A 26001-nucleotide genomic window follows, 5' to 3' on the forward strand; every position below is an offset into this window, starting at 1 on the left:
TACTCCAGAAGAGAGCGCGGCTTGCTAGCGCGCATGGCGCGCCTTGATCCAGCGGGTGGTCTGGCTCCAGGAGCGCATGACGACGGTATTGGTTTCGACCCAATGGCGGCGCAGTTTTACGCCTTCGACGAGGGAGCCGTCGGTGATGCCGGTGGCCGAGAAGAGGACGTCGCCGGCCGCGAGTTCGCTGACATCATAGATGCGGTTGGGATCGGTGATGCCCATTTCGCGGGCGCGGGCGCGCTTATCGGGTGTGTCGAGGATCAATTTGCCCTGCATCTGGCCGCCGATGCAGCGGAGAGCGGCGGCGGCGAGGACGCCTTCGGGGGCGCCGCCGGAGCCGAGATAGATATCGACACCGGTATCTTCGGTGTTGACCGCGTGAATGACGCCGGCAATGTCGCCATCGCTGAGGAGTTTTACCGATACACCGGCTGTGCGCAGTTCTTCGAGGAGGCCGGCGTGGCGGGGCCGATCGAGGACGATGGCGGTGATTTCGGAGACCGGAACGCCTTTAGCCTTGGCGAGCGCCTTGACGTTTTCGGTGGCGGACCACTCGATATGCACGGTTTCCGGCGCGTATTCGGCGCCGACGGCGATCTTGTGCATGTAAACGTTGCGGGCAACGTTGAGGAGGCCACCGCGCTCGGCCATGGCCAGAACCACCAGGGAATCGGGCTGGTTCTTGGCGCAGAGGGTGACGCCTTCGAGGGGATCGACGGCGATATCGACTTCGGGACCTTCATCGGCGCCGACGGTTTCGCCGACATAGAGATGGTCGCATTCGTATTGCTCGCCCTCGCCAATGACGATGCGACCGGCGACCGAGACGCGCTCCAATTCCTTGGACATGGCCGCGACGGAGGCATCGTCGGCCGCCTTTTCATCGCCCTTGCCGCGCCATTCGGCGGCGGCGACGGCGGCGCGCTCGGTGACGCGGACCATTTCGAGCGTCAGGGTGCGATGAAGATTGGCCGGGCTGCGGGCGTCGTCGGCCTTGCTGAGCTTCATTTTGTCCCCTCGCCCCTAAAATGCCTAGAGCATTTCGATGCGGATCAATTGCGGTTCGCCCACGATAAAGCCGTCTGCGGCGATTTGCGCAAGCGCATCGCGCACCGACGATTCCACGGTCTGCTGGGTAATCATTACGACGGTCCGGGCCGGCGTGCCATCGGGCGCTGTGGCTTTAGCCGTCAAGTCTGACCGCTGGATGACGGAATCAATGGAGATCGCCTTTTCGCCCATGCGGGTGGTGATGGCGGCAAGGGCGCCGGGGACATCCTTCGCGCTGAGGCGAATATAGAAGCCGCCTTCATGGGCGCGGGATGGCGCTTCGCGATAGGGGAGCAGTTCGTCGCTCGGGACGCCGAGAGGTGGCACGCGGGTGCCGCGGGCGATGTCGAGGATATCGGAAAGGACCGACGAGGCCGTTGGCGGACCACCGGCGCCAGGGCCGGCGAGAAGGAGTTCGTGGACGTGGTCGGTTTCGAGCGCCACCGCGTTCATGACGCCATCGACGCCGGCAATGGCCGACCCCTTGGGCACGAAGGTTGGGTGGACGCGCTGCTCGATGCCATCGGCGGTGCGCTCGGCAATGCCGAGAAGTTTGATCTTATAGCCGAGGTCGGCGGCGACCTGGATATCGTGCTGGGTGATACGGGAGATGCCTTCGACGCGCATCTTATCGGGGGCGATTTCGTAGCCGAAGCAGAGCGTGGCGAGGATCGAGAGCTTGTGGGCGGTGTCGAACCCTTCGACGTCGAAGGTCGGGTCGGTTTCGGCATAGCCGAGGGCCTGCGCATCCTTGAGGCAATCCGCAAAGGAGATGCCTTCATTGCCCATGCGGGTCAGGATGTAATTGCAGGTGCCGTTCATGATGCCGAAGACCTTGGCGATGCGGGCAGAGCCGAGGCCTTCGCGGAGGGTCTTGATAACGGGGATGCCACCGGCGACGGCGGCTTCGAAGCCGAGTTGGGCGCCGGATTCTTCGGCGAGCTTGGCAAGCGTCACGCCATGTTTGGCGAGGAGCGCCTTGTTGGCGGTGACGACCGGGCGGCCGATTTCGAGGGCGGATTTGACGGCGGCGAAAGCCGGGCCATCTTCGCCGCCGATCAATTCGACGAAAAGATCGATGCTGTCGGATTTTGCGAGGGCAACCGGATCATCGAACCACTCGATGCCCGAGATATCGATGCCGCGATCGCGGGAGCGGGAGCGGGCGGCGACGGCGGTCACCTGCAGCTGCCGGCCGAGCTTCTTGTTGAGTTCAGCGCCGTCTTTTTGAAGAATGCGGACCAGAGTGGCGCCAACATTGCCAAGACCGGCAACGCCGATGCGGAGGGGCGAGAGCGTTTCGGTTTCGCCGAATTCAGCCATGGCTTTGAGGATGCGCGAGCGCGTTTCGCTGCGCGGCTCGCGGCCATCGCGGAGATCGAAGACGAAGAGCGGATCGCCCGCCACGATGCGGCCAAAACGGGTGGGTGTCCAACCGCGCGCGGAAATGAAAGACTCAACGGATTGGCGGAAAGACTGGATATCGCTCATGGGGCGAGCATGTGCATAGGAAGTCGCCTAGTCGTCAATAGGATAATTGGCGACTAGGCGATTGATACGTTTATTGGGCTTTGGCGGCAGTTGCCGCGCGGCCCACTTCCTTGGCGACTTGCGGAAAGCCCCAGCGCAGCGAGACCGGTGTCACGGCGCCGCTGACAGCCATGGTGATGTCTTCGCCGACGAGCTTGGTATAGGCCTCCTTGGCGACGAGCGGCGAGAGCTTGATCAGGTCCATCGCGAAAAATGCATCGGCAGACTGCTGATCATTGAAGAAGCTGAGGAGCATGTCCGCGGGGATGGTGTCGAAGTTTTCGTAGCTGACGGTATAGGCGATGCCAGTTGGGACCAGATCGGCGTTTTCCGGGGCCTTGGAGGGCACGAGGCCGATATCGGCGAAGAGCTGGACGCGCGGATCGCCTTCGAGGCGGACCGAGACCTGACCGTCGTTGCGATTGACGACATTGGCGAACACGGTGCCGGCGGCATCGGGATATTTGTCGAGTTCGGATTTGAGGAAGGTTTCGGTATCGGCGACGAGCTTTTCGGCTTCGGCGGAACGGCCGAGGGCCTTGCCGGTCATGGTGACTACCTGTTGCCAGCTCGCAAACCAGGGCTTGTCGGGATAGGCGACGACGGGCGCGATGTTGCTCAGAAGCGCGTATTCGTCGGGGGTCAGGCCGGAATAGGGTGCGAGGATCAGGTCGGGCGCCAGGGCAGCGATGGCTTCGATGGGTGGTTCGGTAACGTTGGGCAGGACTGTGGGCATGGCCATGCCATGTTCGGCGAGTGCGGCCTCGGTCCAGGGGAGGAGGCCATCTTCGCCGCCACCATAGGCGAAAAAGGGCATGCCGACCGGCTCAATGCCGAGATCGATGACGACATCCTGCGCGGACCAGCCCCAGGTGACCACGCGCTGTGGCTGGGCTTCGATAGTGGTGGAGCCGAGGGCGTGTTCGATGGTGACGGGGAACGGGTCCTGCGCGAAGGCAGGTGCGGCGAAAAGGGATGCCGCGAGGACGGCGAGGCCAAGCTTGGTCAGCATGGTGGCTCCAGAAATTGGGGTTAGTTCTTGGTGACGGCGTCGGCAGCAGCGCCGAGGATTTCGAGATATCGCGGCAGGCCCCAGCGGAGGGACAGGATGCTCGGCGGGGAAACGGCGGCGACGTTTTCCGTGCCGACGAGAGCGGCGAGGCCGCCATTGACGATGGGCGGATAATTGCGCGCCTGGGGCGTGGCGAGCCAGGTATCGAGGGCGGATTGCTCTTCGAAATAGGTGACAAAGATATCGGCTTCGAGCTGATCGAAGAGTTCGTAGCTGAGGGAATAATAGAAGGCGTCATCGCCAGGCGAGAGCGCTGCGACGCTGGGATTGAGGGTCATGCCGAAATCGGTGAGGAATTTCATGCGCGCGTCGAGCGGCGCGTAGACCGCCATGGAGCCATCATAATCGTTGGCGCTGGCGAAGGTGACCTCTGTTAGGGTCGGATATCTGGCGAATTCGGCTTTTACCCAATCGGTGGTTTCGGTGACGAGCGTCTTGGCCTCGTCTTCCTTGCCGAGGGCTTTGCCGACGATCAGTGTCAAGTCCTGCCAGGAGGTGGACCAGGGGGCGCCCGAAAAGGCGATGGTGGGGGCGATGCCGGAGAGGACGGCATATTGCTCTTCGGTGATGCCGGAATAGGCGGCAATGATGAGATCGGGATTGAGGGCGGCGATCCGTTCGATCGGCGGTTCGCCTGTATTGTCGAGGATAGTTGGGGGTTCCGCGCCGGCTTTGGCGAGGGCCTCTTCGACCCATTCGTGGATGCCGTTGTCGCCGCCGCCATAGGACTGGAAGGGCATGCCGACAGGAATTTTGCCGAGCGCGATGACCGCATCCTCATTGCTCCAGCCCCAGGTGACGATACGCTGGGGCTCCGCGGGGATGGTGGTTTTGCCATAGGCGTGCTCGATCGTGACCGGGAAAGCCTGGGCTTGAGTGGCGCCGACCGAGGCTAATGCAATGGTGGCCGAGAGCAGGATCGAACGGACAGACATGGGGCACCCTTTTCGTGGAGGTCACACTCCATACGAAAGGTGATTATCGTTGTCATGTAATTTCTGGACGCTATGCGTCGGTGCGACGGGTCAGGAGCACCATGACTTCGTAGTGGTCGGTCTGGGGGAACATGTCGAAGAGGCGGATGGCAGTGGGCGTGTACGCCGGCATGGCGGCGAGGTCCTTGGCGAGGGTGACCGCGTTGCAGCTTGAATAGATGATGGTTTGGGCGCCGGAGGCTTGCAGGGTTTGGCAGAGTTGATCGCCGAGGCCGCGGCGGGGCGGATTGACGATGATGGCGTCGGGGAGTTCGGCGGCGACGAGGGCGGTGGCATCGCCGACTGAAAAGGTGACATCGGTGAGGCCGGCTTCGGCGGCGCTGAGGCGGGCAGATTCGACGGCTGGGGCGCTGAGTTCGATGCCGTGGACGCGGCGGCCGGGTGCGGCGATGTGAAGGGCGAAGCCCCCTACACCGCAATAAAGGTCGAGAATGGCGTTGGCGCCGGCTTGGTCGATCCAGTCTCTGGCCTGGAGATAGAGACCTTTGGCGATTTCGGTATTGGTCTGGAAGAAGCTGGCGGGGCGGAGATGGAGGACACTTGTGCCGAGACGCATGGCGAGCGTTTCGCTGCCGCTGAGCCAGATTTCCTCTTCGCCTTCGAGGACCGCCTTGTGTTCGGGGAGAAGGTTGGCGGTGACGACGGCGAGTTGGGGGAGCGCAGCAAGCAGGCTCGGCAGGTGCTTTTGCATGCGGCCAAGCGCTTCGGTCGAGCGCAGCACGAAGCGGAGCATGAGTTCGCCATCGGCGGATTCGGTCAGGAGGACGTGTTTTAACTCCCCGCGGCGGGTGGGCACGTCATAAGGGGCGATGCGCGCGAGGGAAATGAAGGATTTGGTGGGTTCCAAGGCGCTACGAAGGCCGGGGGTCAGGATGCCGCAGCAGGTGAGATCGACGCCGTGCTGAGTGTCATCGAGAATACCGAGGGTGGGCGCATCGGCGGTGCCGCCGACGACCATCTTGGCTTTGTTGCGGAAGGCTTCGGGACGGCTGACCATGGGCGGCAGCCATTCGGCTTCGGGCCACGCGGCGAGAAGGTCGTGGGCGTGGAGGAGCTTGGCGTCGAGTTGGGCGCCGTAGGGCTCGCCCATGCGGGTGCAGGAGCGGCAGACGCCGTGGTCGAAATAGCCGCAGTGCATGATGGCGTTCAGATTTGCCTCCACGCGGCTAGATTTGGAAATGAAGGGACGAATCCACGTCCCTCCAAAACTGCGATACGAGCATTCTATCACCGCGTCATTCCCGCGAACGCGGGAATCTCACTTCCGGTGAAGGGATTCCCGCTTTCGCGGGAATGACGTCGTTATAGGGCCGAGGCCCAGGACCTAGGTGAAGTCGAGCCTAACTTAGTTCGTCGCAGAAGCCATTGGCACGATGTTGCTCTGCTCGCCCTTGCTGCCCAGCAGCTTCTTGATGTTGCGGGCGGCCTGGCGGATGCGCTGTTCGTTTTCGACGAAGGCGAGGCGAATGTACTGATCGCCATATTCGCCGAAGCCGACGCCGGGGGCGACGCCGACGCCGGTTTCCTGGATCAGGAGCTTGGCGAATTCGAGCGAGCCGAGATGAGCGAACTGGGGCGGAATGGGCGCCCAGGCGAACATCGTGGCCTTTGGCACAGGAATATCCCAGCCGGAGCGGCCAAAGCTTTCGACCATGACGTCGCGGCGATGCTTATAGACCTTGCGGACTTCCTCGATGACGTCGTCGGAGCCGTTCAGCGCGGCGACTGCGGCGACCTGGATCGGCGTGAAGGCACCGTAATCGAGGTAGGATTTGACGCGGGCGAGCGCGGCAATCAGGCGCTCGTTGCCGACGGCGAAGCCGACGCGCCAGCCGGGCATGGAATAGGTCTTGGACATCGAGGTGAATTCGACGGTGATGTCGATCGCGCCAGGCACCTGGAGAACTGACGGCGGCGGATTGTCTTCGTCGAAATAGATCTCGGAATAGGCGAGATCGGACAGGATGAAGATGTCGTGCTGCTTACAATATTTGACGACCTCGGCGTAAAAATCGAGGTCGGCGGTGTAAGCGGTCGGGTTGGCCGGGTAGTTGAGAACCAGCGCGATAGGCTTTGGAATGGAGTGGCGCACGCCGCGATCGAGCGCGCGCATGAAATCTTCGCCCGGCTCGGCGGGCATGGAGCGGACGACGCCGCCCGACATGATGAAGCCGAAGGAATGGATCGGATAGGTCGGGTTCGGCACCAGCACCACATCGCCCGGGGCGGTGATGGCCGAAGCCATATTGGCAAAGCCTTCCTTGGACCCAAGGGTCGCGACGACCTGGGTATCGGGATTGAGTTTTACCCCAAAGCGGCGGCCATAATAGCTCGCCTGAGCCTTGCGCAGGCCGGGAATGCCGCGGGAGGTGGAATAGCGGTGGGTGCGCGGGTCCTTCACCGTTTCCTGGAGCTTGGCGACGATATGCTCGGGCGTCGGCATATCGGGATTGCCCATGCCGAGATCGATGACATCGACGCCTTCTGCGCGCGCTTTGGCCTTGATCGGATCGATATGCGCAAAAACGTAGGGCGGCAGGCGGCGGATGCGATGGAAGACTTCGCTCATTTGATTCCTCGGAAGGTCCCTTCAAGGACCCTGAACTGATCGCGACGCGCTTTGCGCTGGCGGCTCAAGAGAGGCGCCGATTATCGCGGAATTATGGTTTTGGATGGGTTAAAGCGGCCCTTGCGAGACCAAACGATCTATTCGGCTCCTCCCGGCCACCAGGTGGCCACGCGGGAAGAGCTATCGGGCGCTTGCCGCCGCGGCGACGGGAGTGGCAGCGGCAATAGCAGTCACCTTGCCGGCGAGCGGAGCTCCAACCCATGCAACAGTGAATGGAGACAGCATGTCTCTTGCCCTTCGAAGGTCGTTTTTGTAAAGAATGCAACAATCGACAGGCCGTTCATAATTGCTCCACATGGTCTTGTAAATGCCCGGGGGCACGACAACGTACGGCCTGACGGCGTATGATGAGGTTGAAACTTGAAGCGCATTGCCCTGGTGACGATTGGCACGCAAGGCGACGTACAACCTTACATCGCGCTCTCGCTGGCGCTGCAGGAACGTGGCTATACCGTCGTGATCGGCGCCAACGAGGACTTTGAAGGCCTCGTGACGGGATATGGAATCGAATTCCATTCGCTGGGCCCTTCGATCCAGGCATTCCTCAAGGAAACCCGCTTCGAAAATGCGATGAACAGCTCGATGCTGATCAATGGCCCATGGTTTCTCAAACAGGGCCAGCAGATCATCGACACGGCGGCGCGGGCCGCCTGGCGCATGTGCCAGGGCACCGATGCGATCATCGTCAATATGAATACGAGCTTCGGCATCGACATTGCCGAGGCGCTGAAGATTCCGGCGATCATGACGGCGCTGCAGCCGCTCAATTCGACGAGCGAATTTCCGCTCTCGATGTATTATGTCGCCGACGATCTCGGCCCGACGCTGAACAAGCTATCCTACACCGCTGCCACCATGCAGCAGGCCTATATGAACCTGCCGCGCAATCGCCTGCGCCGGGAACTGATGGGGCTTGAAGCGCGCAATATGGGTGGGGTCTTCACCAATACGGATGGCTCCCACCTGACCACGCTTTATGCCTATTCGGCGGCTGTCAGTCCGCGCCCGCGGGATTGGCCGAAGACGGCTTTGGTGACCGGCTACTGGAACTTGCGCGATCGCAGCAATTGGGAGCCGACGCCGGAATTCGAGGCCTTTCTTTCGGCAGGCGAAGCCCCGGTCTATATCGGCTTTGGCTCAATGCCGTTTGGGGCCGAACGCAATACGCGCATTCTGAAAGAAGCGGTGGCGCTTTGGGGTGGCCGCGCCGTCGTGGCGCGCGGTTGGGGCGGCATCGATCCGCGCGATCTGCCCGATACGATCTTTCCGATCGAAAAAGCACCGCACGATCGCCTATTCCGCTATGTCAGCGCCGTGGTGCATCACGGTGGCGCGGGCACGACTTCGGCGGGCCTGCACCTTGGGCGACCGACGTTCATCGTCCCCCAAGCCATCGACCAACCCTATTGGGGCCGCCGGGTTTATGAGCTTGGATGCGGACCAAAGCCGATCCGGCTCCGCAAGCTGACGGCGGATTCGCTGGCCGAAGCGCTCGCCGATCTCAACAGCAACGATTCCTATCGCCGCAATGCCGCATTGGTGGCGGAGCAATTGCGCAGCGAGGACGGCACTGACAAAGCCATCAAGGTCATTGAGCGGGTGATGGGCAACTTCGTGCCGCGCGCAGCCAAACTAGCGCGAAAATCCAAGACGAAGGCCAAGAAGCTATCGCTGAAAAAGGCTGTCTGAGCCGAAACCGGCTCAGCTTCCGACGCGAATGTTGGTGATCTCGGCTTCGAGCTTGTCTAAGCGCTCGACCATGGCCTTCTGGCGCGAATTCAGGCGCCCTTCGAAGGCGCGCAGCGAGTGCTGCATATCGGCGTCAGATTCCCGCGGCATATAGGGGCGGCTTTCGGCGATGCCGAGAATGATCGTGCCCTTGATGACGAAGACGCCGCCGATGCCGGCAAGAACCAGCGTCCACTGTGTCAAATCCGTCTGCCAATGCGTGCTGAGCCACGCAGTGACTGCGGCACCGGCGGCTGCGGCCGCGCCGATGATGTTGGAAATCATGCCCAGGGTAACGGCGCGACGCCGTCCATCCCACAAACCAGGTCTTTGAGCCATCATGCAAATCTTCCCATATGCACAGTCGGGTTCAATACCGTCTTGAGCTGGCAAGTTGAAGGCCAAATGTGGCTACTTGGTAAAATGAGTTAGAATAGCAGCCAACAAAAGGGGAGGCAGTGCCTCCCCTTTCACACGATTGATTAGGCCGTTTACTCGGCAGGAACAGCGTCGGCGCCGAGCGCATCGATGCTTTCACCGCGGTCATAGGTCGCCTGATCGAGAATACCCTGGCGCTTGGCAACGATGGTCGGCACGAGGGCCTGGCCCGCGACGTTGACCGCAGTGCGGCCCATATCGAGGATCGGGTCGACGGCGAGCAGCAAGCCGACGCCTTCGAGCGGCAGACCGAGGGTCGAAAGGGTCAGGGTCAGCATGACCGTTGCGCCTGTGAGACCAGCCGTGGCTGCGGAGCCGATGACCGAGACGAAGACGATCAGCAGATAATGCTCAATCCCGAGCGAAATGCCGAAGAACTGGGCGACGAAGATGGCCGAGATCGCAGGATAGATCGCGGCGCAACCGTCCATCTTGGTGGTGGCGCCGAGTGGCACGGCGAAGGCGGCGTATTCACGCGGCACGCCGAGATTTTCTTCGGTGATGCGCTCGGTGACCGGCAGGGTGCCGATGGACGAACGCGAGACGAAGGCAAGCTGGATCGCTGGCCAGGCGCTCTGGAAATAGCGGATGGGGTTGAGTCCATTGAGCTGCAGCAGCACGGGATAGACGACGAACAGAACGAGGGCGAGGCCGATATAGATGGCGGCCGAATACCAGCCGAGCTGGGCCAGCGCATCCCAGCCATAGACGGCAACGGCATTACCCAGAAGGCCGATCGTGCCGATCGGGGTCAGGCGAATAACCCACCACAGGACCTTGTGGATGACCTTGAGGAACGAGCGGGTGAAGGCGATGAACGAATCGGCAGCCGGGCCAACGCGGAGGGCCGCGATGCCGACGACGATGGAGATCACGAGGATCTGCAGCACGTTGAAGCTGAGGCTCGTCGAAGCGCTACCATCGGTGACGCGGGTCGATGCCTGAAGGCCGAGGATATTGGACGGGATCAGGCCCTTGAGGAAATCGAGCCAGGAGCCGGTCGAGGACGGAGCCTTGGCAAGATCGGCGGCGACGCTGGAATTGAGGCCCGGCTGGATAATGAGGCCGAGGGCGATGCCGATGGCGACGGCGATCAGCGCCGTGATGGCGAACCAAAGGAGGGTCTGCCAGACCAGCTTGGCAGCGTTGTTGAGTTCGCGGAGATTGGCGATTGAGGCGACAATCGCGGTGAAAACAAGAACCGGAACCAGCGCACGCAGCAGCGACACGAAGGACGAGCCGATGGTCGCGAGCGTCTGGGTGAGCCAATTGGCATTGCCGGCGGCATCCGGGCCCATGGAGCGAGCGACGAAACCGAGGGCGAGGCCGATGACCATGGCGGCCAGAACCTGGAAGCCGAAATTGGCGTAAAGCGGCTTGGGCGCCTTGGGCGGGCGCGCAGCGGATACGGTGGTGGGAGACATTTTACGACCTTTGCACTGGCAAGGGCCGCTCAAAAAACGGGCGCCCTGCCTTTATCTTGCCCACAACTTACGCCCGCGCATGCGCTTACGCAGCGCATGGCGTTCCATTTCCGCCCGCTAGAGAAGAATTTTCTCATTCTGTACAGGGAATTAGGGAATAGAAGTTGTCAGACCCGGCGGACAGCCAGACTCACGACGGCTGCGATGATGGGAAGCGCCATGAGTGCGGCCGCGTAAGACAGGGCCAGGATCGCCGGACCGGGATCGGTCCAGGCAATCCAGATGACGACCAGACCAACCAGCGATGTCGCGAGGCCAGTGAGGCGGTGCGCGAGGAGCCAGGCGCGATCAGAGGGGATCGGCCACGGTAGGCGCAGGCCGCCATAGCTGTGGCGCTCGGCGTAAAACAGGACAAGCCCGATGAAGCCCAGTGCGGCGCCGAGGATATAGCCTTCGCCGCGGATGATATCGAGATCAGAGCCGATGCCGATGAAGAGGAGGCCAAGCTGGTACACGGCGGGGACGGCGAGGAAAAAGCTGAGGGCTGGATCGAGGATGTGCTGGGTCTTGGCGAAGTGATTTTTAGTGAGGGCGCGGCCGAGCACGAAAAACGCGATGAGGAGGATGGCTTGGATGGCTGGAGCCACCGAAAGCGCGATGCCGCGCGGCCAAAGCCAATCGGCGTTGGAGGCGTGCCAATGGGCCTGGAACAGGAAATCGGCGGGTATGCGGAACAGGGCGACGGCCGTGATGGAGAGCGTCACCGAGAAGATCAGGAGATGGAAGCGGGTGACGAGGGGCATCGGCCGACTTTCGCGGATGTGTTCCGGCATATCACCAACTTCCGGCTGTCACCTCGGAGAAAGCCGGGGGCCATCTTAATATCTCAGGTTGGGCCCCGGCCTTCGCCGGGGTGACAATCGAGCGTGCGATGCACAAAGCGCATTTAGGCTTATGCAACCAAAAAGAAAGGGCCGGTTTCCCGGCCCTTGCAAATATCGAAAAGTGAAGCTTAGCGCTTCGAGAACTGGAAGGAGCGGCGGGCCTTGGCCTTGCCGTACTTCTTACGTTCGACGACGCGGCTATCGCGGGTCAGGAAGCCACCCTTCTTGAGGGTCGGGCGCAGGGCTGGCTCGAAGTAGTTGAGCGCCTTGGAGATACCGTGACGAACGGCACCGGCCTGACCCGAGAGACCACCACCGGCAACGGTGACGTTGACGTCGTACTGGTCGAGACGGTCGACAGCAACGATGGGCTGCTTGACGATCAGCTGGAGAACCGGACGCGCAAAGTAAGCGGCGAATTCGCGGCCATTGATCGTGACCTTGCCCTTGCCGGGCTTGATCCAGACGCGGGCGACGGCGTTCTTGCGCTTGCCAGTGGCATAGGCGCGGCCGAGGGAATCAAGCTTCTGCACATGAACCGGAGCCGAGGAGGCAGCGGGAGCAGCAGCGGAGGTGCCCAGGGCTTCGAGAGAGTTGATGGTTTCAGCCATATTACTTCACCCGGACGTTCTTGGGGTTCATAGCGCCGACATCGAGCTTGCTCGGGTTCTGCGCTTCATGGGGGTGCTCGCCGCCAGCGTAAACGCGGAGGTTCTTGAGCTGAGCGCGGGTCAGCGGGCCGCCCGGCATCATGCGGCGAACGGCGTTTTCGAGGACGCGGTTCGGGAAACGGCCTTCGAGCAGTTCGCGAGCAGTGCGGTCCTTGATGCCACCGGGGTAGCCGGTGTGCCAGTAGAAGCGGTGCTGGTCGAGCTTGCGACCGGTCAGCTTCACCTTGTCGGCATTGATGACGATGATGTTGTCACCCATGTCCATGTGAGGCGTGAAAGTGGCCTTGTGCTTGCCGCGCAGACGCGAAGCAATGATCGAAGCCAGACGACCCACGACAAGCCCTTCGGCGTCGATGAGGATCCACTGCTTTTCGATCTCGCTCGGTTTTGCCGAGTAAGTGGTCATTGTTGGAATTCCCTAGAAAAAGCTGGGATGCCATGCTCCCAAACGAGGGAAAACGGCATGTTCGGCGGCTCGTTTAGGGGGGATTCTAGCGGTCGTCAATAGGGTTGATTTAAATCAACGAAATCAACACGTTACGAATGCGGTATCATATTACCGCAAAGTATTGCCCGCTTTTTCAGTGCGATAGGCGAAGAGCGCCTTAAAGAGCGGATAGCAGCTTGCCGCGATGATCGCACCACTCACCATCCACCCGATTGCGCCGCCACCCATGAGCTCCTGGCCGATATAGACGCCGATGACGGAGCCGACGATGGCGAGAACGGTCTTCCAGATCCAGGCGGTCATCTTGCGGCTAACTCCTCCGCAAGCCGGACTCACCTGGCCCGGCGCATATCGGCAATATAGCCGAAAATGGAGCCGGCAAGCATGAAAGCGAGGCACTGGTGGCCAACCGCCAGCGAGATCGGGACGTTGGTGAGCAGCGTCGCAATGCCGAGGGCGACCTGGAGGAGGACGAGGAAGCCGATGCGCGGCAGCCAGCCATGGACGCCGCCAAAGCCGCCATCCTTGTTTCGGCGCCAGATGAGATAAGCGACATAAGCGGTGATGCCATAGGCGATGCAGCGATGGATGAACTGCACGGTCAGCGCATTTTCGAAGAAATTGCGCCAGGCGGGATCCATGATCAGGAGGCCTTTGGGGATGATCGCGCCATCCATTAATGGCCAGGTGTTGTAGCCCATGCCGGCATCCAGACCGGCGACAAAGGCCCCCGCCCCGATCTGGATGATCAGCAGCACGCCGAGGATGACGCCCGTTACCAGATGCCAGCGCGTAACGCGGCCGAGCACCCTGCCCGGCTCAAGGCTGCGCGCGACATAGATGAGCGCGACGAAGAGCAGCGAGGCGGCCGTGAGGTGGGCGGCGAGGCGGTATTGGGACACCGAGGTCAGTTCGGATAGGCCCGAGGAGACCATCCACCAGCCGAGCAGGCCCTGGAAGCCGCCGAGAATGAAGAGCGTGAACAGTGGCCAGGCGAGCTGGCGCGACAGACGCTTCTGGACGAGGAAAACCAGGAATGGGACGATGAAGATCAGTCCTAGGGTGCGGGCCAGCAGGCGATGCAGCCATTCCCAGAAGAAAATGTACTTGAAGTCGCCCAGCGACATCCAGGAATTGAGCACCGTATATTGCGGGATCTGCTTATAGGCGTCGAATTCGGCCTGCCACTGCGCATCGTTGAGCGGCGGAATGATGCCGGAGATCGGCTTCCAGCTCGTGATCGAGAGCCCCGATTCCGTCAGGCGCGTGATCCCGCCGACCACGACGATCAGCAGAACGAAGCTCGCGAGCGCATAAAGCCAGATGCGGACGGGCCGCAGGAGGTCGCTAGCGTAGCTGATCTGGCCCGGTGCGGCATTGTGCTGGGTGGTCACGGTGATATTCCGGTATCGATGGGGCTGGCGGAGTGGTAATCCCCGCTTCGCTCCGTCGCAACAGTCCAGATGCCGCACATGACCCAACGTACTCGCAAATTGATCGGCGCTTTCCTCTGCGTGATCTCCATTTTCGTCTGGGCGTGCATCGCGACCTCGATCTATTTGATGTTTCCCGAGGGGCTGCCGGGGCTGGTGCTGATCCTTTATTTTATCGTCGCGGGGATGGGCTGGGTGTTTCCGGCGATGTGGATCATTCGCTGGATGGCGCGGCCGGATGAGCGCGTATAGGAAGGCCCCCTCACCCCAACCGAATTCGCAGCGCGAATTCGGTGAGCTGCGCGCCGACCTCTCCCCCCGAGGGAGAGGTGAAGACAGTCAGCCCGTCAATTTGCCGATGGCGGTGAAGATGCCGCCGCTGGCGAAGATGTCAACGTAGCGGCGGGATTGGAAATACCCGTTGAGGGAGACGCGTGGAAGGGCTGTGGGGGTCTGCACGTGGTGCGGATAGAGGCCACCGGGGCGGGTGGTGACGGCGGTTTTGAAGCCGAGGTCGCGGACTATGTCGAACTCGCGCGGACCACAGGAGAGTGGGCCGCCGAGCGGATAAGAAAAATGCTGGGGGCGTAGGCCGAACTGGGCCTCGATGACGTCGACGGACTGGGAGATTTCCTGGCGCGCCTCGTCGGCGGAGAGTTTTGCCAGTTCGTAATGGTGCACCGTGTGGGCGCCGATGGTGCAAAGCGGGTCGCCGGCGAACAGCCGGAGCTCCTGCCAGGTCATGATCAGGTCGCGGCACTGCTTTTCGAGGTCGTAGCCGTAATTGCTACAGAATTCCGCGAGGAGCGCGCGGCGGGCGGGCTCGGGCATTTTGCGCATATGCCAATAGAGGCGCGAGAAGGCATCCTTCTTTCTTGCCGTTGTGGAGGTGTCGACATATTCGACGTCGCCATTTTCGGTGAAGGCGACGGCTTCCTGGCGCGCGATGATGTCTTCGATGGCCTGCCACCAGATTTCGCCGACGCCATCTGCAAAGGCCGTGGGCACGTAGAGTGTGAATGGCGCTTCGTGGCGGCTGAGGATCGGCAGGGCGTATTGGAGATTGTCGCGATAGGCATCGTCGAAGGTGAGGACGACAAAGGGGCGTGGCTTCTGAGGCTCAGCAAGGCGCTCCATGGCCTCGTCGAGCGTGATAATGTCTATGCCCAGGTCGCGGAGGCGCGCGATGGTGTAGTCGAGAAAGTCCGGCTCGATCTGCAGGATTGCGTTGGGGAAGAAGGCTGGGGGCGGTTCGGGCAGGACGCGATGGAGCGTAAAAATGACGCCACGGGACTTCGACAGCGCCCGCGAAAGCGATGGCAAGCGCGAGAGCCAAATCAGCTCGAAGGCGGCACGGATGGCGGCGTATTTCATTAAATCTCGCTCAGCGGATCAGGCTGCAACGGCATCGTCCACGGCGGAAATCTCGACCCGCGGCAGGCCAGCGTCGATAAGCTGACGGCGGACGCTATCGGCGGAATCGATATCCTCGTCTTCGGCGGTGACCAGAACGACTCGGCCGCCGAGATCGGCGAAGATGGGGAGGGTCGAGCGGCCGCCGACTTTGCCCGTGAGGACGAGAACGACTTCGTAGATATCGCCTAGGGCTTCCACCAGCGTCGATGGCTTGGTGGAGCTGCGCTCGATGGTTTCGCCCTGCCCCCAGGCAACTTCCGCATAGCTTTGATCGGCAGATTTCTGCACGACATCGCCGAAGCCAGCGCGATTAAGGCTGAGATCGGAGAGGCCAGGGTTCTCGCCGACATAGCCGCTGCCGGCATCGATAAGGACGACGCTCAATCCCTTGCCAAGCGCGTCGGCGACGAGGGCGTCAGCCATGCGACGGCCGGGCTCGGCGCTGCCGTGATCGGCGAGCAGGAGCAGATGGGTCTTGCCGAGGACGAGGTCGGCCGCAAGATCGGAATAGCGGACGATGCCCGTGACCTGTTGGGTCTTGGGGCGCATGGTCGCGACTTCAGCAGCTTCTTCTTCGGACGACGTTGCGACGGCTGCACGGGCCGCTTCGCGCTCGGCGCGGCGTTCGGCGAGATCACGAAGAAGATTGCGGGCATTGGCGGAGGCGACTGCGGTTTGGTCGACCGGCTCGGGCTCGGCGACTGACGCGGCTTCATGGTCGCTTTCCGCTGCGGCCTCGTCATAGACGACCTCGGTTTGGACCGGCTCCTCGACAGGCTCAGGCGGAGCCGCAGCGCGGGCGGGTTGCGTCACGACCGGGACCGGTTGCTGGGCAGCGGCGTAATAGGGTTCGATCGGACGCAGCGCCCGGCCCGACATCAGCTCGCCGAAAACAACGGCGCCGAACTGGACGGAGAAAGTGACGATACCAATGCCGGCGAGAATGAGTGCGGTCTTGGGAAAGGCGGGGATGACCGAAGGCACAGCCTCGGTGACGACGCGGACGTCGGGCAGCGTCGAATTGGAGTCGACGCGCGATGAGGCTTCATTATAGCGCAGCAGGTAGGACTCGAGCAGATCGCGCTGGGCCTTGGCTTCGCGCTGCAGGCTATCGAGCGCAACAGTGTCTTGGGTTGCGGTCGACGCCGTCTGCTTGAAGCGGGCAAGATCGGACTGCATGGATACTTCGAGATCGGCCTCGACCTGGGCTTCGGCTTCGAGGGCCGCAGCGACACGATAGCCTTCCTGGTTGATGCGGGTATCGAGCTCGGCGATCTGCGCATTGAGCGCGCGCACCGTGGGGTGGTTGGAAAGCAGCGTTGCCGAAAGCTGGGCGAGCTGGCCCTGGAGTCGCGCCTTTTCCTGGCTGAGCTGCTGGATGACGGTCGAATTTCTCGCGTCAGCAATGCTCTCGATCGGCTGGCCGCGTTCAAGGAGGCCGCGAATGACGGCGGCGCGCGATTGCGCGGTGTTCTTGCGCTCCTGAGCCGATGTGATCTGGGTCGTCAGCGTCGAGAGTTGCTGATCGAGCAAGGTGGTGTTGTTGGTACCGACAAAGAGATCATTGTCGACGCGGTACTGGGCAACCTTTGATTCAGCGTCCCGCACGGCAATGCGCAAACGATCGATTTCCTGATTGAGCCATTCCGATGCCTCGGCGGTATCAGCCAGCGAAAGCTGGGCGCGGCGGGCAACGTGGGCGGCAGCGACGGCATTGGCAATGTCGGCGGCCAGTTGCGGATCGGTCGAGCGCACGAGAATCGAGATGATGCGGGAATCGCGCTCTTGAATGACCGTCATACGATCATAAAGCGTGGTCATGACGCGCTCGTCGACGCTGACTGGTGTCGAGCTGCGGCCGATAAGCTGCATGATTACGCCAAGCGGCGAGAAGCCTGACTGACTGCCGTTGAATTCTGGTTTGGAGCGCAAATCGAGTTTGTCGATGACGCCAAGCAGGGTATCGCGCGATTTGATGAGTTCGATCTGGCTCGAGACGACGCTGGCATCGCCGGCCGTGCTCGACGGCGCCTGTTCGTTGGCGGAGCGCGCATAAACATTGGAGCGCGGTTCGACGAGAATAGATGCCGAGGATTCATAGAGCCGCGGCATCATCATCAAGACAAGAAAGGCCGCTGCCAAGACCAGCAAAGTTATGATGATGATGCGCGGCAGTCGCCGGCCGACGGCGGAAAAGACAGCAGCTACATCAATTCGCGCATCGCGCATCGTCGGGGCGTATTCGCTCACGGCAAATCCTCATCATCCGCCGCACTATCGGTGTTCGCTATCAAAATTCAGTTAATCGCAGGATCACATTCGAATTGCCCCGCAAGGACATAAGGGAAATCTTAACCATAAACGGGAAGACTGAGGGTCAATTCAAACGCGCGGATTCACCATGCGCTGGCTTCCCATACTCGCCGTCACATTGATGCTCCCCCTTGCTGCGTGCGCTACGACGCGGCCGGCCAGCTATTTCGTAGAACCCTCCGGGCCCTATACGCTCGACACGGGCGATCTCGTACGGGTGACCGTCTACGGCGATCAGGAGCTGAGCAACAGCTACCGCGTCGGCGACAACGGCACGATATCCTTCCCGCTTGTGGGTCAGGTGCAGGTGCGTGGACAGACCACTTCAGTCGCCGCCAACCGGCTCGCCGGGGCGCTGGCCAATGGCTATCTGCGCAATCCCAATGTAGCGGTGGAAGTGGCGCAATATCGCCCCTTCTTCATCCAGGGCGCTGTGCGGACATCGGGCCAGTTCGCCTATGTGCCGAACATGACGGTGCGCGCTGCGATCAGCACGGCCGGAGGCTATGGCGAAACGGCAAACCGCAATAATGTCACCGTCTATCGCCGCCAGGGCAATGAAATGGTGCGCGGTGACGTCGATCTCGACTTCCCGATCTATCCCGGTGACACTGTCGTCGTTTCCGAACGCTGGTTCTAACTCGATGACGAGGCCGCTGCGCATATTGCAGGTGATGCGCGCGCCTGTCGGCGGACTTTTTCGCCATGTGGCCGACCTCACCCGCATGCTCAATGCGCGCGGGCATAGCGTCGGGCTGATCGTCGATGCGCTCGCAAGCGATGCGCAGACGACGGCGCGTCTCGAAGCGCTGCGCGACCATGCGACGCTTGGCATTCATGCGATGCCTATGCCACGCGTGCTGGGCAAAGGCGATTTGACGGCGCCTTTTGCAGTGCGGCGGATCGCTCAGCGAGTTTCTGCCGATATTCTCCACGGGCACGGCGCCAAGGGCGGGCTTTATGCACGGCTGGCGCATTTGGGACGCAAGCTGCCAGCGGCGGTCTATACGCCGCATGGCGGGGTTCTGCACTTTTCGGCGCGCTCGCGGAGCGGGCAGGTGTTTCACTGGCTGGAGCGAAAGCTGCTGAACCAGACTGGCGCCATCGTCTTCGAAAGCCAATTTGCGCGCGACACCTATAGCCGGTTGATCGCGCCGCCCAGTTGCCGGACCGAGATCATCTATAATGGGCTCGATCGCGCTGAATTCGAGCCCGTTGCGAAGGTTGGCGATCCGGCTGATTTTGTGTTTGTTGGCGAGTTGCGCGAACTCAAGGGCATTTTCCCGCTTGTCGATGCGCTAAAGCAGTTGAAGCGGACAGACGGAAGGCCGGTGACGCTGGTGATGGCCGGTGATGGGCCACAGCGCGAGGAGCTTGAGGCGCATATTGCGGGGCTGTCGCTGCAGCGTCAGGTCAAGCTTGTGGGATCGCAACCCGCGCGCAGTGTCTTTGCCATGGGCAATTATGGCGTGATCCCGTCGCTGGCGGAGTCACTGCCCTATGTGGTGCTGGAGGCGACGGCGGCGGGGCTTCCGGTGGTGACGACGCGGGTTGGCGGCATCCCGGAAATCTTTGCCGGCACTACAGAGACATTGGTTGAGCCGGGGAATGCTGAGGCTCTGGCCGTGTCGATGCAGCGGATGCTCGATGAGCCGGAGGCTGCAATGGCGGAACTTGCAATCCGGCGGCGGCGCGTCGAGACAGAATTTTCGCTCGACACCATGGCGACGCGCATCGAGGCGCTCTATCGCGATATCCTCGACAAAGCCTGAGCTTTCGTTTCACCGAGTATAAACCCCTTGGCCCCATGATGCAGCCGGGAGTAGGTGAGTACCGGTAGCATCATGTTTCGTGTCGATCCAAAGCAGGCCATCGCGGACCATGCCGCGCGCAAGCCCGAGGGGGATGGCGCGACGCTGTCGGCCGCTGCCGTCGAAATCGCGGCGCGCCCTGTCGAACGCACCTATTCCGGCACCGTTATCGTCGGCGTGGCGCAGGTCGTCGAAGCGCTGCTGCTGATTATTCTCGGCTACGGCATTCACGCGGTCTATGTGCCATCGGGACAGGAGGGCTTTTACCTCTCCGTTGTCGTCGGCACGTGCCTCGCGACCAATATCGGGCTCAACCTGATCCGCGCGCATCGCATCACCACCTATCGCCGCGTGGTCGGGCAGTTCGGCCAGGTATTGGCGGTGTGGCTTTGCGTGATGGCGGTGATGACCGCTGCCATCTTCTTTTTCAAGGCGGGGGACATGCTCTCCCGCGTCTGGCTGCTGACCTGGTTCATCTCGGGCGCAGTGGTGCTCATCGCCTATCGGCTCATGCTGCGTTTTCTCGTCCTGCGCTGGACAAATCTCGGACGGTTAAAGCGTCGCGCGGTGATCGTCGGTGGCGGGCGCGATGCGGAAATTCTCATCGAGCAGATTCAGAACGGCGCGGACAAAGACATCGAGTTGCTGGGGCTGTTTGACGATCGCTACGACTCGCGGTCGCCGGAATCGGTGGCGGGGCTGAGCAAGCTTGGCCGGGTGTCGACACTGATCGATTTTGCGCGACTGACGCCGGTCGATCTCGTGATCGTGTCGATGCCGCTTTCGGCGGAAAAGCGCGTGCTCGATATGCTGACCCAGCTTTGGGTGCTGCCGGTGGACATCCGCCTTTCGGCGCATATGAGCAAGCTCAAGTTCACAGATCGCGCCTATTCCTATGTCGGTGGCGTGCCCGTGCTCGACATGGCCGATCGGCCGATCTCGGACTGGAACCTCGTCTTTAAATGGGTGTTCGACAAGATCGTCGCGATAACGGCGCTGCTGCTGCTCTCGCCGGTGATGATCGTCGCCGCCATCGCCATCAAGCTCGAGAGCAAGGGGCCGGTGTTCTTCGTGCAGAACCGGCATGGCTTTAACAACCAGCTGATCCGTATCTACAAGTTCCGCTCGATGCGGACCGACATGCTCGATGCCGGTGCCACGAAGCTCGTGACCAAGAACGATCCGCGCGTGACACGCGTCGGCAAGTTCATCCGCAAGACCTCGATCGACGAATTGCCGCAGCTTTTCAACGTGTTGAAGGGCGAGCTTTCGGTAGTTGGCCCCCGCCCCCATGCCCTGCAGGCCAAGGCCGATAACCAGCTCTATTATGAAGCGGTTGAGGGTTACTTCGCGCGCCATCGCGTCAAGCCCGGGATGACCGGCTGGGCGCAGATCCATGGCTGGCGCGGGGAAACCGACACGATCGACAAGATCATGCAGCGCGTGAACCATGACCTCTATTATATCGAGAACTGGAGCCTTTTGCTCGATCTCTACATCGTCTTGATGACGCCGGTTTCGCTCATCGCCAAGAACGAGAATGCGTATTGAGTGTTTCTGGCACATTTGACCCAAGCCTTGTGAGGCCTGGTGTCTCGGGCCGGGATTATGTGCGGCAGCGCGCCGAGAAACTGCTCGATGTCGTCGTTGCCCTTTGGATCTTTGCCGGCGGCATCGTCATCATCGAGCCATCGCCTTATGAGGTGATGTTTCTGCTGGTGTTGCCCGTGGCGGTCATGGCCGGGCTCGGGCTCTATCGGTCGACCTTTGGGCTTCTCGCCATCATTCTGGGCTTCATACCCTTCGCCCTGATCGCGGCCATCCAGGTTCGGATCACGCCGATATCAGAAGCGATCATCTTCACGGCGGTGACCATCTTCCTGATGATCACGAGCTATTTCCTCGCCAATTATCTCGCCGAAGCGACCGAGCGGCGCATGCGCGTGATCATGCGCGCTTATACCTGGATTGCCGTGATCCTCGCGCTGGTCGGCACCCTCGCCTATCTCCGCGTCATGCCGGGCGGCAGCTTTTTCCTGATCTACGATCGCGCCAAGGCGACGTTCAAGGACCCCAACGTTTTCGCGCCGTTTCTCGTCCTGCCGGCGATGTTTGCGCTGCAGCGCATTCTCCTCGGGCGCGGCTGGCAGGTGATCCTTGCCTGCGCGGCCTACTTCATTCTGTTTCTGGGGGTCTTCGTCAGCTTCTCACGCGGCGGCTGGGGACATTTTGCGGCGTCGTCGCTGATCACGCTGGTGCTGGTCTTTCTTTTCGAAGCCAATGCGCGAGACAAGGTGCGCATTTTGCTGATGAGCCTGATCGGCGCGGGCCTTCTCGTCGTGGCGCTGGGCGGTTTGCTCTCGGTGCCGGCCGTGAGCAAATTCTTCGAGATGCGCGCCTCGGCCCAGCACTATGACGAGGGGGAGACCGGGCGCTTTGGCCGACAGGGCTATGCGTTCGAACTGGCCCTCGATCATCCATGGGGTATTGGGCCGGCAGAATTTCGCCACCTGCGTGTCCGCGAAGAACCGCACAATGTTTATGTGACGGTGCTGCACGTCTATGGCTGGGGCGGCGGGCTCTTTTACTACCTGATGATCCTGCTGACCCTCTGGAAGGGCCTTGGGACGATCATTCGCCCCTCACCTTATCGGCTGATGGCCATTCCGGTCTTTGCGACATTCACAATGGTCGTCGCGGAATCAGCGATCATCGATTCCGATCACTGGCGGCATTTCTTCTTGCTGATCGGCCTCACCTGGGGATTGTCGAGCGCCATCAACAATGAGCGGCGGACGACATCAAGCCGCGAGCAAATGCTGATCTGACGATCAGCGTCGCATCACGCGCGGATATTGGTGAAATGGTCGGAGCGACAGGATTTGAACCTGCGACCCTTTGTCCCCCAGACAAATGCGCTACCAAGCTGCGCTACGCCCCGACTGCGCGGAGACATAGAGAAACCGGGGTTTGGGTGCAACCCTCAATTTGGAGGGTTGTGTGAGCAAAGTGCAGATTTTTGCGCGACCCTATCTGAGCTGGCGCGGATGCTGGTGTTGAAACCCCAAGAATTTGAAGGGGTTTCACGCCCTTTCCAAAGGCCGCAGATGGTCAAGCCGGTTTGATCGGATTGAGTTTTCGCCAGGCCTGGTATTCGTCCTCGGCGTCCGGGTGCAGCGGGTAGTATCGCTGCAACGGTTCGCCCTGCATGAGCTTCATGCGCGAAAATTCTTCCCATTCAGCGTGCTTCTTGCCGTCTTCGATGACGTGCTCAGCCATTGAGACCGGCACGACGACGGCGCCATCGTCATCGGCAACGATGATATCGCCCGGGACGACCGTGACGCCACCGCAGGCAATGGTGACGTTGACGGCATTGGGGAAGATGTCGGTCTGGACGTGATAGTTCGGCGACCAGCCCTTGAGCCAAAGCGAGAGATCGAGCTTTTCGACATTGGGGCGATCGCGCATCACGCCGTCAATGATCATGCCGGCGCCGCCGCGACCCTTGAAATAGGTGGACATCATGTCCCCGAAAATGCCTGAGCGCATGTCGCCGCGCGCATCGACCACGACCACGTCGCCATCCTGAACATGATAGAGCACATGCCGGTGGAGCTGGATCTCAGGATTGGCGTATTCGCCTTCGCTGAAGAGGTCTGGACGCTGCGGGAGACACTGCAGGGTGAGCGCCGGGCCGCAGATCGACTTGCCCTTGGTCTGAGGCAGGATGCCGGTCATGTGCGGGTTCTTGAACCCCATATGGCCGAGCGTGCCGGCAATGGTGGCGGCGCCGAGATTTTTGAGGCCCTCGATGAGGTGCTTGGACGGACGCGTGATGTCGTGTGTCTCGATCATGGTTTCTCCTCTGGGCCTTTGGCCTACCAGTTGGTCACCGAACCGTCGGTGCGTTTGAGATGGGGCGCTTCCCAGAACTTGAAACTTTGCTTGGCGAGCAGCGCCTCGTTGACTTCAACGCCCAGGCCCGGCGCATCGCTGACAGGATAGACCGCGCCCTCGAGTTTGGGCTGGACCGGGAAGAACTCGGAATTGTCAAAGCCGAGCGCAGTTTCAGGAGCGCGCGTTTCGAGCCAGGCGAAATTGGGGACGGCCGCCGCGAAGTGAACCGTGGCGGCGGTGCAGATCGGGCCGAGCGGATTGTGGGGCATGAGGTCGACATAGTGCGCCTCGCTCCAACCGGCGACTTTCATCGCTTCGGTGAGGCCGCCGACATTGCAGACGTCGAGGCGATTGAACTGATGGATTCCGCGCTCGATATAGGGGATGAACTGCCACTTGCTCGAAAATTCCTCGCCGATGGCGAAGGGAATATCGGTCATAGTGCGGAGGGATTCATAGGCTTCGGGCGTCTCGTCGCGGATCGGTTCTTCGAGGAAATCGAGGACGCCCTTGTCCAGCTTGTTGCAGAAGCTGGCGGCTTCGGCGACCGAGAGGCGATGGTGATAATCGATACCGAGCACAACCTCGCTGCCGAGTTCTTCGCGCGCCCGATTGAGAATGCGGGCGGTGGCGGCGATGGATTGGCGCGGCTCGAAGATATCGCGGCTGTCCTGGCCGATGGGGAAGAAGCGAATGGCATCAAAGCCCATTGCGCGCAGTTCATGGGCGCGTTCGACGGCCCCCTCCCCCGCCGCATCGCCGGTCGAGGCAAAAGCGGGCACGACATCGCGCTGCTTGCCGCCGAGGAGTTCATAGACCGGCACGCCGAGCGCCTTGCCCTTGATATCGTGGAGGGCGATATCGATGGCCGAGATGGCAGCCTGGAGCACGCGGCCGCCCTCAAAATACTGGCTGCGATACATTTCCTGCCAGATGCGGCCGATCTGCATGGCATCCTGGCCGATGAGGAATTTGGTATAATGCTCAATGGCGCCAGCCACCGCCTTTTCGCGACCCGAAAGGCCGCTTTCGCCCCATCCGACAATCCCCTGATCGGTTTCGATCTTGAGAAGGAACTGATTTCGTATGCCGACCCAGACGGGATAGGGCGTAATGGCGGTGATCTTGAGTTTTAAGGACATGATGATTTCTGATCAGTCGGCGCGCAGGGCCATTTCGGTCTGGCCATCGAAGAGGTGAATGCGGTCCTGGTCGAATTCGAGCCAGACCTGTTCATCGGGCGCAACGACGACGGAGGGCGGAAAGCTGATATTGACGATGGCTCCCGAGAGGAAGGCTTGCACGAAGGTAATGTCGCCGGTGGGCTCGACCGTATAGACGCGCGCCGGGACGGTGCCGGGCATCTGAGACTTGTGTAGTTTGATGGTGGAGTGGCGGGCGCCGAGGACGACTTTGCTCGATGTGGCGCCTGCAACCTTTCGAGCGTTGTGTTCAGAGAGCGGCAGGCTCCAGCCTTCGGGGCTGGTAAGGACGCTTTGCCCGTTGGCAGTCGAGAGTTCGAGCGGCACGAGGCTCATGGCGGGGCTGCCGACGAAGCTGGCGACGAACATGTTGACCGGATTGGCGAAGACATTGGCCGGCGTGTCGTATTGCTGGAGAAGACCGCCATTCATCACCGCCATCTTATCGGCCATGGTGACCGCTTCGAGCTGGTCATGGGTGACATAAATGATGGTGGCGTTGAGATCCTGATGGAAACGCTTGATCTCTGAGCGCATCTGCACGCGCAACTTGGCGTCGAGATTGGAAAGTGGCTCATCCATAAGGAAGACCGCGGGATCGCGGACCAGCGCACGGCCGAGGGCGACGCGCTGCTGCTGACCGCCCGAGAGTTCTCGTGGCTTGCGCTCGAGGAGATGGGTGATGTCGAGCACCTTGGCGGCTTCGCGCACCTTGCGGTCGATCTCATCCTTCGGGAGCTTCCGCATCATCAGCGGGAAGGCGAGGTTCTGGAACACCGTCTTTTGCGGATAGAGCGCGTAGTTTTGGAAAACCATGGCGATGTCCCGATCCTTGGGATCGAGATCGTTGACGACGCGATCGCCGATGACGATGTCGCCCGAGGTGATCGGAATGAGCCCGGCGACGAGATTGAGGGTCGTCGTCTTGCCGCAGCCGGAAGGGCCGACGAGAGCGACGAATTCGCCGTCGTTGACGGTCAGCGACACGTCCTTGGCGGCATAGATGGAGCCGTAGGTCTTGACGAGATCCTTGAGAACCACTTGGGCCATGTGT

General features: G+C 61.4%; 24 protein-coding genes and 1 tRNA gene. 6 read left to right on the plus strand and 19 right to left on the minus strand.

The window, feature by feature from the left end; translation table 11 throughout:
- Positions 1 to 24: 24 nt before the first annotated feature.
- The 6 genes from glpX to DevBK_RS07505 all read right to left on the minus strand — a co-directional run bounded on the left by glpX (position 25) and on the right by DevBK_RS07505 (position 7219).
- Entirely contained in the window at positions 25 to 1011 is a 987-nt protein-coding gene (gene glpX, locus DevBK_RS07480; protein WP_317184990.1) for a class II fructose-bisphosphatase, read from the minus strand.
- 24 nt (positions 1012 to 1035) lie between these two features.
- Complete coding sequence (locus tag DevBK_RS07485) at positions 1036 to 2376, minus strand: homoserine dehydrogenase (protein WP_061907269.1); 1341 nt, start codon at positions 2374 to 2376, stop codon at positions 1036 to 1038.
- 238 nt (positions 2377 to 2614) lie between these two features.
- Positions 2615 to 3595 carry an ABC transporter substrate-binding protein gene (locus tag DevBK_RS07490; protein ID WP_317184991.1) on the minus strand — a complete coding sequence of 327 codons (981 nt, stop codon included), beginning with the start codon at positions 3593 to 3595 and terminating at the stop codon, positions 2615 to 2617.
- 20 nt (positions 3596 to 3615) lie between these two features.
- The gene (locus tag DevBK_RS07495) at positions 3616 to 4590 is read right to left on the minus strand and encodes an iron-siderophore ABC transporter substrate-binding protein (RefSeq protein WP_317184992.1); all 975 of its coding nucleotides are present in this window, start codon (positions 4588 to 4590) and stop codon (positions 3616 to 3618) included.
- Between the two features lie 70 nt (positions 4591 to 4660).
- A complete protein-coding gene (locus DevBK_RS07500) occupies positions 4661 to 5812 on the minus strand; it encodes a methyltransferase domain-containing protein (RefSeq protein ID WP_317184993.1) in 1152 nt (383 codons plus the stop codon).
- A 183-nt stretch (positions 5813 to 5995) separates the two neighbouring features.
- Positions 5996 to 7219, minus strand: a complete 1224-nt coding sequence (locus DevBK_RS07505; RefSeq protein WP_061906979.1) for an LL-diaminopimelate aminotransferase — start codon at positions 7217 to 7219, stop codon at positions 5996 to 5998.
- A 420-nt stretch (positions 7220 to 7639) separates the two neighbouring features.
- Here DevBK_RS07505 and DevBK_RS07510 point away from each other — a divergent pair, with 420 nt between their 5' ends.
- Complete coding sequence (locus tag DevBK_RS07510; RefSeq protein WP_317184994.1) at positions 7640 to 8968, plus strand: glycosyltransferase; 1329 nt, start codon at positions 7640 to 7642, stop codon at positions 8966 to 8968.
- 12 nt (positions 8969 to 8980) lie between these two features.
- On the opposite strand, the gene DevBK_RS07515 is transcribed toward DevBK_RS07510, so the two are convergent.
- From DevBK_RS07515 to DevBK_RS07545, 7 genes are all read right to left on the minus strand, one after another.
- Positions 8981 to 9349, minus strand: a complete 369-nt coding sequence (locus DevBK_RS07515; protein WP_317184995.1) for a hypothetical protein — start codon at positions 9347 to 9349, stop codon at positions 8981 to 8983.
- 149 nt (positions 9350 to 9498) lie between these two features.
- Positions 9499 to 10869, minus strand: coding sequence for a dicarboxylate/amino acid:cation symporter (locus DevBK_RS07520; RefSeq protein ID WP_317184996.1), 1371 nt, complete (start codon positions 10867 to 10869; stop codon positions 9499 to 9501).
- 167 nt (positions 10870 to 11036) lie between these two features.
- A complete protein-coding gene (locus DevBK_RS07525; protein WP_317184997.1) occupies positions 11037 to 11702 on the minus strand; it encodes an SdpI family protein in 666 nt (221 codons plus the stop codon).
- 179 nt (positions 11703 to 11881) lie between these two features.
- Positions 11882 to 12364 carry a 30S ribosomal protein S9 gene (gene rpsI / locus DevBK_RS07530; RefSeq protein ID WP_061906984.1) on the minus strand — a complete coding sequence of 161 codons (483 nt, stop codon included), beginning with the start codon at positions 12362 to 12364 and terminating at the stop codon, positions 11882 to 11884.
- A 1-nt stretch (position 12365) separates the two neighbouring features.
- Complete coding sequence (rplM, locus tag DevBK_RS07535; RefSeq protein WP_061906985.1) at positions 12366 to 12830, minus strand: 50S ribosomal protein L13; 465 nt, start codon at positions 12828 to 12830, stop codon at positions 12366 to 12368.
- Positions 12831 to 12980: 150 nt separating this feature from the next.
- Positions 12981 to 13175 (minus strand): hypothetical protein, encoded by a 195-nt coding sequence (locus DevBK_RS07540; protein ID WP_317184998.1) that lies wholly within the window; start codon positions 13173 to 13175, stop codon positions 12981 to 12983.
- Between the two features lie 29 nt (positions 13176 to 13204).
- On the minus strand, positions 13205 to 14266 hold the full coding sequence (locus DevBK_RS07545; protein ID WP_317184999.1) for a COX15/CtaA family protein: 1062 nt from the start codon (positions 14264 to 14266) through the stop codon (positions 13205 to 13207).
- Positions 14267 to 14344: 78 nt separating this feature from the next.
- Here DevBK_RS07545 and DevBK_RS07550 point away from each other — a divergent pair, with 78 nt between their 5' ends.
- Positions 14345 to 14557 (plus strand): DUF2842 domain-containing protein, encoded by a 213-nt coding sequence (locus DevBK_RS07550; protein WP_317185000.1) that lies wholly within the window; start codon positions 14345 to 14347, stop codon positions 14555 to 14557.
- A gap of 87 nt (positions 14558 to 14644) precedes the next feature.
- On the opposite strand, the gene DevBK_RS07555 is transcribed toward DevBK_RS07550, so the two are convergent.
- Both DevBK_RS07555 and DevBK_RS07560 read right to left on the minus strand, forming a co-directional pair.
- Positions 14645 to 15679 (minus strand): polysaccharide deacetylase family protein, encoded by a 1035-nt coding sequence (locus tag DevBK_RS07555; RefSeq protein WP_317185001.1) that lies wholly within the window; start codon positions 15677 to 15679, stop codon positions 14645 to 14647.
- A gap of 18 nt (positions 15680 to 15697) precedes the next feature.
- The gene (locus tag DevBK_RS07560) at positions 15698 to 17971 is read right to left on the minus strand and encodes a GumC family protein (RefSeq protein WP_317185002.1); all 2274 of its coding nucleotides are present in this window, start codon (positions 17969 to 17971) and stop codon (positions 15698 to 15700) included.
- A 151-nt stretch (positions 17972 to 18122) separates the two neighbouring features.
- Here DevBK_RS07560 and DevBK_RS07565 point away from each other — a divergent pair, with 151 nt between their 5' ends.
- The 4 genes from DevBK_RS07565 to DevBK_RS07580 all read left to right on the plus strand — a co-directional run bounded on the left by DevBK_RS07565 (position 18123) and on the right by DevBK_RS07580 (position 22673).
- Positions 18123 to 18674, plus strand: a complete 552-nt coding sequence (locus tag DevBK_RS07565; protein ID WP_062631123.1) for a polysaccharide biosynthesis/export family protein — start codon at positions 18123 to 18125, stop codon at positions 18672 to 18674.
- 4 nt (positions 18675 to 18678) lie between these two features.
- Positions 18679 to 19806, plus strand: coding sequence for a glycosyltransferase family 4 protein (locus tag DevBK_RS07570; RefSeq protein WP_317185003.1), 1128 nt, complete (start codon positions 18679 to 18681; stop codon positions 19804 to 19806).
- Positions 19807 to 19878: 72 nt separating this feature from the next.
- Positions 19879 to 21396 (plus strand): undecaprenyl-phosphate glucose phosphotransferase, encoded by a 1518-nt coding sequence (locus tag DevBK_RS07575; RefSeq protein ID WP_061906992.1) that lies wholly within the window; start codon positions 19879 to 19881, stop codon positions 21394 to 21396.
- A complete protein-coding gene (locus DevBK_RS07580) occupies positions 21393 to 22673 on the plus strand; it encodes an O-antigen ligase family protein (protein WP_317185004.1) in 1281 nt (426 codons plus the stop codon). Before DevBK_RS07575 ends, DevBK_RS07580 begins: the two co-directional genes overlap by 4 nt.
- Before the next feature lie 36 nt (positions 22674 to 22709).
- Here the strand turns inward: DevBK_RS07580 and DevBK_RS07585 are convergent.
- The 4 genes from DevBK_RS07585 to DevBK_RS07600 form a co-directional block, all read right to left on the minus strand.
- A tRNA-Pro gene (locus tag DevBK_RS07585) sits at positions 22710 to 22786 on the minus strand.
- Between the two features lie 170 nt (positions 22787 to 22956).
- Entirely contained in the window at positions 22957 to 23703 is a 747-nt protein-coding gene (locus DevBK_RS07590) for a ribonuclease activity regulator RraA (RefSeq protein WP_061906994.1), read from the minus strand.
- 23 nt (positions 23704 to 23726) lie between these two features.
- Entirely contained in the window at positions 23727 to 24887 is a 1161-nt protein-coding gene (locus DevBK_RS07595; RefSeq protein WP_317185005.1) for a mandelate racemase/muconate lactonizing enzyme family protein, read from the minus strand.
- Positions 24888 to 24899: 12 nt separating this feature from the next.
- A complete protein-coding gene (locus DevBK_RS07600; protein WP_317185006.1) occupies positions 24900 to 25997 on the minus strand; it encodes an ABC transporter ATP-binding protein in 1098 nt (365 codons plus the stop codon).
- Between the last annotated feature and the right edge of the window lie 4 nt (positions 25998 to 26001).

Origin of the sequence: Devosia sp. BK, assembly GCF_032907385.1 — a bacterium.
Classification (GTDB): domain Bacteria; phylum Pseudomonadota; class Alphaproteobacteria; order Rhizobiales; family Devosiaceae; genus Devosia.